At 51.6% G+C, this 11,275-nt stretch carries 9 protein-coding genes and 2 pseudogenes; all 11 read right to left on the bottom strand.

The annotated features are described in order from the left end of the window. Positions 1-131: 131 nt before the first annotated feature. Positions 132-2,686: pseudogene (locus MKQ70_RS26560) on the bottom strand (polynucleotide kinase-phosphatase). Then, positions 2,676-3,725, bottom strand: a complete 1,050-nt coding sequence (locus tag MKQ70_RS26565; RefSeq protein ID WP_248075627.1) for a DNA polymerase beta superfamily protein — start codon at positions 3,723-3,725, stop codon at positions 2,676-2,678. Before MKQ70_RS26565 ends, MKQ70_RS26560 begins: the two are co-directional and overlap by 11 nt. Further along, a pseudogene (locus MKQ70_RS26570) lies at positions 3,722-4,473 on the bottom strand (nucleotidyltransferase domain-containing protein). Before MKQ70_RS26570 ends, MKQ70_RS26565 begins: the two are co-directional and overlap by 4 nt. A gap of 8 nt (positions 4,474-4,481) precedes the next feature. Further along, positions 4,482-5,861, bottom strand: coding sequence for a 3' terminal RNA ribose 2'-O-methyltransferase Hen1 (locus MKQ70_RS26580; RefSeq protein WP_248075631.1), 1,380 nt, complete (start codon positions 5,859-5,861; stop codon positions 4,482-4,484). 474 nt (positions 5,862-6,335) lie between these two features. Further along, positions 6,336-7,016, bottom strand: coding sequence for a GDSL-type esterase/lipase family protein (locus MKQ70_RS26585; RefSeq protein WP_248075632.1), 681 nt, complete (start codon positions 7,014-7,016; stop codon positions 6,336-6,338). An 82-nt stretch (positions 7,017-7,098) separates the two neighbouring features. Further along, entirely contained in the window at positions 7,099-8,103 is a 1,005-nt protein-coding gene (locus tag MKQ70_RS26590) for a phosphodiester glycosidase family protein (RefSeq protein ID WP_248075634.1), read from the bottom strand. A 66-nt stretch (positions 8,104-8,169) separates the two neighbouring features. After that, positions 8,170-8,595, bottom strand: coding sequence for an alpha amylase family protein (locus MKQ70_RS26595; protein WP_248081677.1), 426 nt, complete (start codon positions 8,593-8,595; stop codon positions 8,170-8,172). Then, positions 8,490-9,572, bottom strand: a complete 1,083-nt coding sequence (locus MKQ70_RS26600; RefSeq protein ID WP_248075635.1) for a family 10 glycosylhydrolase — start codon at positions 9,570-9,572, stop codon at positions 8,490-8,492. Before MKQ70_RS26600 ends, MKQ70_RS26595 begins: the two co-directional genes overlap by 106 nt. 8 nt (positions 9,573-9,580) lie before the next feature. After that, positions 9,581-10,603, bottom strand: a complete 1,023-nt coding sequence (locus MKQ70_RS26605; RefSeq protein ID WP_248075636.1) for a DUF5018 family protein — start codon at positions 10,601-10,603, stop codon at positions 9,581-9,583. Further along, positions 10,600-10,776, bottom strand: coding sequence for a hypothetical protein (locus MKQ70_RS26610; protein ID WP_248075637.1), 177 nt, complete (start codon positions 10,774-10,776; stop codon positions 10,600-10,602). Before MKQ70_RS26610 ends, MKQ70_RS26605 begins: the two co-directional genes overlap by 4 nt. Then, entirely contained in the window at positions 10,761-11,267 is a 507-nt protein-coding gene (locus MKQ70_RS26615; protein ID WP_248075638.1) for a DUF5018 domain-containing protein, read from the bottom strand. The genes MKQ70_RS26610 and MKQ70_RS26615 overlap by 16 nt, the downstream gene beginning before the upstream one ends. Positions 11,268-11,275 lie beyond the last annotated feature (8 nt).

An 11,275-nucleotide genomic window follows, 5' to 3' on the forward strand; every position in this document is an offset into this window, starting at 1 on the left:
CAGCCCTCGTAGTGTAATTTTTATTTTTGATGAGCCGGGAGAGTCTTCTCCTGGCTTTTTTTGGCGTGCCGTAAAGAAAAACGCTCCGGTTTGTTTTACAACCGAAGCGCTTTCTTTTTATGTTGATGTAATTACAATCTCGGATCCACCGGCTCGCTCTCCAGCGCCAGCACCCCAAACGCACAGGCATGCACTTTCCGCAACGGTTCTTTTTGCACGAAGTTTTCTAATCCTTCCAGACCAAGCGCGAATTCGCGTAATGCCATGGAACGCTTGCCGGAAAGGCCGCGCTTCTTCAGGCGGATGAGGTTTTCGGGGAGGTATACTCCGGTCCGTAGATGATGCGCAGGTATTCGCGGCCGCGGATTTTTATCGCGGGTTGTGCGATGCCCCGGGGGTGGCGGTGTACATAGTCGTATGGTTTTACCACCATACCTTCGCCACCTGCTGCGGTAAGCTGTAACCACCATTCAATAGCTTCCTGCACATCGCCTTCATCGTTCAGTTTCACCACGCGGTATTGGGTGGCGAGCAATACTGCTTCATCGGCACGACAAATATTGGCAATGGTTTCCATATGCCACTCGTGGTTACGGTCATGATAGGTGTGCCCTTCAGTGGCCAGTACATGGAAGGGCGCGAGTTTGTAATCCTGCAAACCGTTTACCGGCCAGCAATACTGTCGGTATGCATCGGTGAACTGCTCTGCCTCCTGGCGGCTGCGGCCGTATTTTTCCAACAGCGGTAAGGCTCCCGCATCGCGGGCGGATGTCTTTTCCAGTGCGGCCACCACCGCATCCAGCGCATGACGGGAAGCCGTGCCGACCGCGCCGTATTGCGTCTGCAATAAACTCATCGCTTTTGCGCTCCGGGGCATTAGTTCTGTATCCAGGCAAACCCAGTCGGTCTGGAACTGTTCATAAAAACCGGATGCTTCCAGGGCTGCATTCAGGCGTTGCAGCAACGCCTGTTCCATAGCTTTATCACTAAAGTAGGCCCGTCCGGTACGGGTATAGATCATACCAATACCTTCGCCGGTAACGCCGAATGCCTGCTCTACTGCTTTCTCGTTCTTCGCTACGATCACCACGGCACGGGATCCCATGTGTTTTTGCTCGCAAACCACCTTCGTCACCCCAACACCTTTGTAGTAGGCGAACGCTTCGGACGGATATTCCAGGTAATCTTCCAGGCTGCTCGTCTCCGCAGGACTCATGGTCGGCGGTAAATAAATCAACCATTTCGGGTTGATGGCAAACCGGCTCATCACCTCCAGGGCGGCGATGCTGTTCTCTTCGCGGATCGTTACGCGCTGATCGAAGCGGGTCTCTATAATTTGTTTGCCGGTAAAATCGGCTATATCGAGCACATCATCGTTTACCTGCTGTAGCGAAAGCATCGTTTCACCGGCAGGCAGCAGCGGGCGCGTAGGTTCTACATAAATCTTTTCAGCAGGAACAGATACGAGCTCTTTTTCCGGGTAACGCAGGGCGGTTAAAGCACCACCGAATACGCAACCCGTATCGATGTCAATCGTGCGGTTAAGCCACTGGGGCAGCGGCACGGGTGTATGGCCGTATACCACCACGGCTTTGCCTTTATATTCACTTGCCCAGTTGTAACGCACAGGCAACCCAAATTCATCGATTTCGCCAGTGGTTTCACCGTATAGCGCAAACTCACGTACAGCGCCGGAGCTGCGGCCATGCATCTCTTCACGCAGGCCGGCATGCGCCACTACGAGGTTGCCGCCATCGAATACATAGTGGCTGATCAGACCATCTACGAAGTCGCGCACTTCGGCCTTAAACTCGCCAGTTACGTGTGAGAACTGTTCGGCAGTTTGCTCGAGGCCGTGGCGCACCTGTACGTTGCGGCCGTTTAACCAGCGGAGCAGCTTTACATCGTGGTTACCGGGTACACAATAAGCGTTACCGCTTTTCACCAGGTCCATAACGAGGCGCAGTACACCCGGCGAATCTGGACCACGATCTACCAGGTCGCCGAGGAATATGGGTTTGCGGCCTTCGGGGTGCAGCCATAAGCTGTCCTGTTTCCTATACCCCAACTTTGTTAACAGCTGTACCAGTTCGGTGTAACAACCGTGTATATCACCGATAATATCGAACGGGCCCGTCACTGCTTTCATATTGGTGAACAGGCGGGTACGTTCGATGTGCGTAATCGCATCTATTTCTTCGGGGCCGCGCAGTTCGTACACGTGGCGGAAGCCTTCGGCCTTTAAGCCCCGGAGACTGCGTTTGAGTTGTACCCACTGGCGATGCAGGGCATGGCCGGGCATGCGGCGATCGCTGCGTGCGGCGGAGCGCTCGTCCAGCACCTGCTCGGGTACGTTCAGGGCAATGATCACCGGCAACACATGGTACTCACGGGCCAGCGCCACCCATTTGGCGCGGTCTTCTTCTGACACGTTCGTGGCGTCGATGACGGTAAGCATGTTATTCTTTAGCCGTTTCGCGGCAATAAAGCGGCACAGCTCAAAGGCATCCGTCGTGATGGCTAAGTTGTTTTCGTCATCGCACAACATAGCGCGGCAGGCATCGGAAGAAACAATTTCCGTTGCCTTAAAATGCTTCCTGGCAAAGGTGGACTTACCCGAGCTGGAAGCCCCGGCGAGCAGCACCAGTGCTACTTCAGGAATATATAAAGTGTTTTTATCTAACATAAAAAGAGGTCCTTATTTGAACCAATATTTCTTCGGCTTTATGTGCATCCGGCTCATCGGGCAGGTCGGACGCGGCATACAGCCTTTCAATTTTATTCATTTTATCTTCTACTATTTTTAACAGCTCCTCATATTTGTACGCACCCTGCCGGATACGCAACAGGAATTCCCGGTCCTGGCGATGTACATTTACCCTGCGTTGCACAGCAATTTCTTCGGCCATGCTCAGCAAACGGATCGTGTGCATCATATTTTTAGCATCGTATCCCTGCCCATGGTCCATCGTACCCTGGTAACGCACTTCATTTCTTTCCGCCACCCAGGTTTGGTAAGATGCGTACTCCTTGCAGTATACAGAATAGCCATCCTTATTAAACGTCATCACTGCCGCCGGTTCCGCGTCTTTTGGAACGGAGCTCAGTTGCACATCGTTCGCATCGTCACCGGACACAATGCCATTATACGCGCCGTGGTACAACAAGTATGTATCCCGGAAGTGATCGACCTTTACCAGGCCGCAATCCTCCTGGCGCCAGTTCTTTTGCGACAGGAACTGCTGTAAGGGCAGGCTGCCGTTGCCGGCGATCACGTAACAGAAATCGGTTACGCCTTTACGTGGACCGTCCATCGGCCGGTTAATCATCTTATTTAATCCGCTGGCCTTTTTGATCTGCGTTTTCGCATACCCGGCGAAGGTTTGCAGGCAGCGGCGCGACAAAAAATCTTCGGGTCTGATCAATCGCATCAGCGGATGTTTATATAACACCGCTTTTTCCGGGGAGTTTAACAGTTCCAGGATGTTGGGGTTATTCTTGCACAACAGGTCCATGAAGCGGCCGACTTCGAAATATACCTCGTCGTTGCCTGCATCGCTCAACTGCTCTGTGTAACCCAGCCCGAACAGCTCCTTCTCCGGCAATACAAATATGCCTTTGATATCCGTATCCGACGTGGGCAGGTGCAGGTTGTACGCCCGGCTGCCGCTGATACTTTTCAGCAGCAGGTGGCCAGGTTCCTGTATCAATTGTTCAAACGTCATGCTGCTATGTAGTTTCTGAATAAGGCGTTCAATTCTTCCGGGGTGTTATGCAACTCCGGCAGCTGCGACGATTTTTCTTTACAATATGCCAGCGTTTTCTGCAACCAATCCTGCAATAACGGTACCGGTTTTATCATGCTCTTCTCATCTGCCCCGGCTTTGATCTGCAACAGGTCATCCACGGCACGGTGCCAGTCCGCATCACTGACCATATCGCGCAGTTTGCCAAACTCCATGGGCGGCAGCTCCTGTTTTTCGACGGCCCATAGTGCCGCGAGCGCAGGCCGCAGTGCATAGAAATATTTTTTCAAACGGACCGACGCCGACTGCAATTCGCTTTCGAATGCATGATAACCCATCGACACATAATGATGGCTGCCCGCGCGGCAGGAAAAGTATTTCGGCATCAATGCGCGCAGCTCCTCCACGAAGGTGCGGTCGCCCATGTAATATACGGGCGATTGCAGCCACTCGTACAGCGGGGCATTCGATTTTAAAAATAACTGCAAAGCTTTGCGGAAGTCCCATCCCGCAATATCCAGCACCTCGTTCACCGGCGATATCGTATCTTTTTGTCGGTGATAGACAAATAATCAGAGATGCGGCGTGTATATATAAAGCGTACGTCGAAGTCGCTGTCGGGCGAAGCAAAGCCCCAGGCGCGGCTGCCCGATTCGCAGGCGTACAGTATTTTCACTTTTTCCTGTTGTGCTGTTTCAAACAATTTCTGCTGTATAAGCTCTTCCATTTTTTCCTTTATGTTGATCTTTTAAATATGGCCATTTGTGTAAGGGCGCCTATGTTTTCCTTTTCTTCGCCTATTGATTTATATGATACCGTATACCCGTAAGTTGCCGCCAGCGCATTGCCCCAGGCCTGGAACTGGGCACGCGTCCACTCGAAGCGATGGTCGCTGTGGCGCATGGTGCCTTCTGACAAGGTTTCGAATAACACGTTGTATTCCGCATTGGGTGTGGTTACAATGACGTGACCCGGGCGGGCATACGCGAACACCACTTTTTCCAATGCACTCAAACGGGGTTCGTCGAGGTGTTCGATTACTTCTACCAAGGCCACGGCATCCAGGCCAGCCAGCCGACTATCGCGGTAGGTAAGCGCGCCCTGCACCAGCTGTACGCGGTCGGGGTGATGCTGCCGGTCCGGTTTCAATTTACGCTGCGCAATTTCGAGCGACCGGTAACTCACGTCCATCCCCAGTATAAATACAAACTGCGTTTCGGCCATCAGCAGCTTTAACAGCTTGCCTTCGCCACAGCCCAGGTCACCAATGCGTTTGGCGCCGGTGGCGAGCAGTTCGTTCTTTACCTGTAACAGACGCTCATCGTGCGCCCGCAGTTTTGGCGTTGCAGCTTCGGCGATGGCTTCTACCTCCGCCGTTTCATCCTGCAGTAATAATTGTAAAGCATCGCTGATCAGTCCTTTCTGGTTTTTCAGGTAACGGCTGGCAATCACTTCGCGGGCAGGATGTTTGTCCAGCCACGCACCACCTTTTTCCATCAACTTATCTACCTCGTGTTTGCCTATCCAATAATGCTTATCATTATCGCACACCGGTATCAAAATATAAAGATGCGAAAGTAGCGTTTGCAGCGTAAGCGTATGACGCAGCGTTACATCGAAATAGCGGCTTTCGCCCCAATCGGGAAACTGCTCATCCAGCTGCAGGCGTTGTGCTTTGATGCTGTAGCCTAATGGGGCAAACAGTTGTTCAAGCAGCGGCAGGCCGCCACGGACGGGCAGTACAGGCAGGCGTACTTCAAAGGGCATTTGTACGGACAACAACTCCGGCCGTGTTTTGCAACTGCCGTTCAGGGCAGAAGAAAATGCTTTTGCAATGGCCGCGCTCATAAACGAACTGGCCACGTAAGGGCGGTCGTTTACATATTGCTGAAGGGCAAAATCATTCCCCGAAGAGCCACCATCACGGCGCACGAGGCCAACGGGATCGATGTCCAGCAACAGCGCAGCCGTACATCGCGCGTCCGATACTTCCGGGTAAAAAATATGTGCAACCCCGCCTGAGGTTTCTACCTGCTGTGTCCTGCCGGGGTGTTTATGCAACAGGAAACTCAGGTCCGACGCCGGGTTATGCGTAGTCGTAATTGTTAATAACATTGTTTTAAAATAACTCGTTAAAGCATCTGTTATGCTCTTCTTCTTTCGTGCGGGACTCGTGTGGAGGAATGCAAAGGTACATTTTTATGCTTCCGTTACCACTTCCCGTTTCTCGGCTTTACGATTCCGTTCGGGAAGCGATGGTGTACAAGGTTTTGTTGGACATAATGCCGGGTTAAGGCGTCAAAGTAATGAATTTCCCGAAAACCGCACATGACGTTGCCGGCAAAATGCATCATTTAACATTTTACAAAGATCGTATTTGCATCAGGCGAAAAATTGATCCAAATGGAGAAAAAATTGTCCAGATGAGAGAAAATTTTAACCACTGATAGCATTTTAACAAAAAGGTCCAAAGCATCTTCAAAGCATGGTGAAGACATGGTGAAAGCATGGTGAAGAGGTGGAGAAGCGGGGTAATATTATATCAAAAAGGCCGGCCATACGGCCAGCCCTCCTAACGGGTATCAAAGGTTATATGTATTTCTTGCTTTTCAGGTAATCCACCCACAACACGTACGCTTTCGGCGCCAGATGAATACCATCTACCGTTAGTGGTTGCTTCAGGTCACCGTTGGTATCGGCAAATACATCGTTGTGCAGGTCTACGTACGTTGCGCCGTATTGCACCGCCAGTTTTTTAATGTGCACGTTCAGCTCTACGATAATCGCCTTCTTATTTTTCAGGTATTCGGCTTTCAGTACGGCATCGTTCATGGGCAGCACGCTTTGCGCGAATACTTTTGTTTTGGGCGACAGCTCCTTCACGCGACGCAGGATGCGTTCGTAATTATTGGCAATTACCGTAACAGGCAAACCGCGCCCGATATCATTAATACCGATATCCGGGAAGATTTTTGAGGGCTTGGACAACAGGATAGTATCGAGCCGTGCCAGTACGCCGAAACTGTTATCGCCGCCAATACCGCGGTTCACAATGGCTTTGCCGGGCAGCAGTTCGTTCCATTGCGCCCGTTCCGTAATACTGTTGCCCAGGAACACGATGGTACCTTTTTGCATGGGCAGGGTGCGGAATATTTCCATGCGGCCCTGGTAGTATGTATTAGCGTAACTGCTATCGATCTTCTTTTCTGCCTGCTGGGCCATTGCCGCAGAACCAGCCAGCAGGGCCAATGCGGTGAAAGTATATTTCATGTGTATCATTATTTAAAAATTAGAAAAGGCAATTACGGCGAACGAAACTGCCGGTTCAATATAATTATCGCTTTTTACTCTTTTATTTCTTTTTGATGATGATGGCCGACATGACGGCTCTTTCGCCCGCGGCGTCCGATGGTTTCACGGTTTGCTGGCCATTGACCATCATATAGGTAGACCCGCCTCCATCTAGATTGATAGCGCCGGTGCAGCCCATACTTTTCATGAGGTCGGCCACTTCCGCCAGGTTTAAACCAATGCCGCCGGCCGTATTACCACCTTCCACCGCCAGCACGATTACTTTACCGGTAGCAGTATAACCAATCGCGGAGCGGGCGCGGGACGAAGTATTATCAATATCGATCAGTTCCTCTTTATCGGTAATACGGATACTATTATTGTAAATCAATACAGGAGAACCTCCAATTGCCGACGTCACGTTCCATGCTGCCCCACCCGAGGGAAAGGTAGCAGAAGGAACTGCTTCGGGCGCTTTGTTCAGTTCATTCGGACTTGGCGAAGGATAACTATACACGGTGGTACCCACATGATACACCCAGCTCACCTGGGGCGCGCCCGAGGCCGTTAACCCGAACGCCGCACGCGTAGGATAGTAGGGCGTACTGGCGCCATTGTATGGGCGGTTCAGCGAACGGATATTCACCGCGCTGATCGCACCGTTATACTTCACCAGGCTGTAAGATACGTTGGTACCGAAAAAGCCTGCATTAATACAGGCGTATTTGGTGCCGGTTTCCTCCGCGTAATAAGCGCTGGATTTCTTATTCTTATCTGCCACCACCGGCTTAAACTCCGCCACGGCAGGATCGAACACCACGCAATACGCGTTCATCGCTTTACCATTAAATGCTGTTGTACGCCGATACACTTCCACACCTTCCGGAAAGCCGCTCATCAGTGTTGTTGCCTTCGTCCATTCCGAGGGTAGTTTAATGAGGGTATCTTTCTGCGGAGGCGTTACCACGGGTGGTTGCGGGCGGGGAACACCGGTGTAATAGTCTGGCTCGCCGGAACAGGCGGCCAGCATCAACATGACAAAGACAGGCGCAATATGTTTTTTCATCTGTAACGGGTTATAAACAAAAGGGTGATGGTTTTCGCCATCACCCACGGGAAAAAGATTATTGTTCTATTGCTGGGTGCCTGCTTTCACAGCGTCCCACAGCGGTGTTTTCAATTTGTTGTACTGCGGCGCGTAGATATGTACCACATCGAACAGCATGACGCCGCCGGAAGTTTGCGACAAAATGTATTTGATCGCTTTGGATATCTCACCGGTATTGGCCCAGGATACGTTACCCATATCGATACTGCCGTACAGCGGCATCTTGTTTTTGGTAATGTATTTTGTACCGGCAATCGACCCCTCGATACTCCACCAATGGTATTTCAGGCTGGCCGTAGCGGGATTGTCCGCCAGGCGGATCTGCGTAAAGTAATTACCCGTCATCAGGTGGTCCAGCAGCTCGCCGTAGCCGGTTTTACCGTAGTTTGGATAAGCCCAGTCAAAACGAATAGACTGGTCATTAAATGGATCGTACTCTGGCTGGCCCAGTTTACACCTACATAATAATAGGTGGTGTACCATGCGCCCACGTATACACCGAAGGTTACATTCGGTTTCACCGACTTAACGGCTGCACGGGCCTTTTCGAAAAACGACTTGATCACGGAACAACGGTAAATCAGCCATTTGCTGTAGTATTTACCGGTTACATTTGGCAGCACCTGGTCGCCGCTCATTTTCCATGACGCCACGATGTCGGCCGGAAACTTCATCTTTTCGGCTTCTGTATCATTATAGGTTGTTTTCAGCCAGTTAATGAAATCAGTTTTGGAATAATCGGAGAAGTCGGCGTGAATGTCCGTATAACGGGCATAGTCGAGGATAAATCCATCTATATCATATTTACCAACGATTTCTTTAACGATGTTCAGTACCCGCTCCTGCACCACAGGTTGCGCAGGGTTCACGAACCCGTTTTTACCCATGGAAGTCACCGGCACGCGGTTGCCGTTTACATCACACACGATGGATTCGTACTTCGCGCGAAAATCCGGATCGTCGAACAACTTACCCATTTTACGGGCGCCGTCCGCTTCCACGAACGTCACGATAGACGCAAACACCTTAAAGTTGCGCTTCTTCGCTTCCTGCACCATGTAACCTACGTAATCAACGCCGGGTGTAATGGTTTTGCCGTCCATCGTGGTAATCTGCGTGGCGTAGGCGCTGGGGTACATCGTATGACCCGAACTGCCTTTCACATCGATTACCAGTCCGGTTACGCCCACCTGCTTCAGCGTATCGAGCACACGGTTGATGCCGGCGGTATCGTTCAGGCGGCCGTAGGTGCCAAACACGTTGGAGCGGGCATCTACCCAGGCTACCACATTACGCGCCCTTACCGTATCCGGCTTTTCCGTTTCGCCGCCACCGGGGCCCGGTGTTGGTGCTTCTTTCGTTTTACTGCATGCCGCCAGCGCGAGAAGCGCGGCGGAACATGCAACAAGGAAATATTTTTTCATCATTCAATATTTTACTTAGCGTAATTGGTAAACTCATGCGCCATGATGCCCGCATTCGTGAGCAGCGTGTATATCTGCATCCTTTCACCATTTTCGGTGAAACCGATGGCCACATCGCCCGTACCGTTGGTATTGGTATCACCTTTCAGTTCATCCGGAGAAACATACACATTAAAGGAAGGATATACAGGGCTGGTATACACCGTGCTGATGAGCGAAGTATTGGTCACATCAAACAGACTTAACCTGGCCGCGCTGTTGCCGGAAGCACTGGTGTACTTCAGGATCGCGAGGTAATTGGCGTTGTTGAAGGTGGTATAGTTCGTCGGCATGTGATAAGTACCGTAAATCTGGTTATCGGCCGCAAAGCCCATCAACCTGGTTTGAGTAGCGCCGTTTACATACCCCACTTCAAACTGGTAGTTGATGAAGTAATTCGCATTCGCCGCCGTAGATACCGGCTGCGCTTCTGCATAAAAACCTAAGTGCGCCGCACCGGTAATCGATTGGTAGGTGAGGATTTCCGGGTTGGGGTTCGTGAGTACGCCGCCGGCAATTCTCCAGCGGAGAATGGTGGTGCTTTGTCCCACGGTAGCCATGATCACCGCATCACCATTGAGATCGCCGTACACGTTCACCCTGCGGCCAACGCCACCGTCCAATGTAGTATTAGCCGGGTTGTTGTTAGTCCACTCCAGCAATTTCACCGGCGTAGCGTCCATCGGGCTATTGTATTTATACATGATGAACTTCGCGTTTTTCGGCGCCCACGAGGTGGCCAGGATTTTCCCTTTACTATCTTCCGCAATCTGGAACGATATCTGTGCCCCGAACGGATAATACATATCCCGGAGATAAGCGCCGGTGAAGCGGTTGTATACCCTGTAGTTGGAGCCGCTCGACAGCCTGCGGCACAATACCAGGTAGTCGCCGCTCACAGCCAGCGCCACATCGTTATTGGTTACAAAGCCCAGGTCAGCTGCTGTTTTAGAGAACAGCTTGCGGGTAATACCCACGCCGTACGGCTGTTTCACAGGCTCCTGTGCTTTGAAGTTGTAGTTTTTGCCACGCCGTCTACACCGGTAATGGTGAAGGTTTTAGCGCCGGTCGTCAGGTTGAATGCGGCATTCTGCGCTACCGAACCACTGGAGTGCGGATTAATTTCGTAGCTGAGCGTGGCGTTGCTCACGTCTACACCCGGTACCACGTAAAAATTACGTCATTGTTCGGCTGGATCACTCCTTCGAGCTGTTGCGCAGCGCCATCCACCGTGAAGGTGAGTACCGCTTTGCGCAGGGTGTTGTCGCCTACTTTCTTACCTACTACCACGTACTTTTTCTGGATGCCTGTACCCGATGTGATCACCATATCAAAAGGCGTCGTCAGGTCCATTACCGTGCCCAGTGAGGGCTTCAGGTGGGCATCGGTGGGAACGGTTCCGCGCAGGATGATCTGTTTCAGATCGGTTTCCTGGTCGGAATCCACCGGATAGAAATAAGGGATATCAAAATAAATCGTGTCTTTCGCCGCGCTGTAGCGGGCTTCGAACAGGCGTTCGCGCCCCTGCGATACTTTGGTACCGTAGATGTCCGACAACTCGTTGGCGTTCTTCGGCGTTACTGCGTCGGGCTTGGCACAGCCGCTGAACATAGCGCCTGCACAAGTAGTGAGTATGATGGTAGATAGAATGTTCCTCATGATTGATG

It is taken from the genome of Chitinophaga sedimenti (assembly GCF_023156195.1).
Classification (GTDB): Bacteria; Bacteroidota; Bacteroidia; order Chitinophagales; family Chitinophagaceae; genus Chitinophaga; species Chitinophaga sedimenti.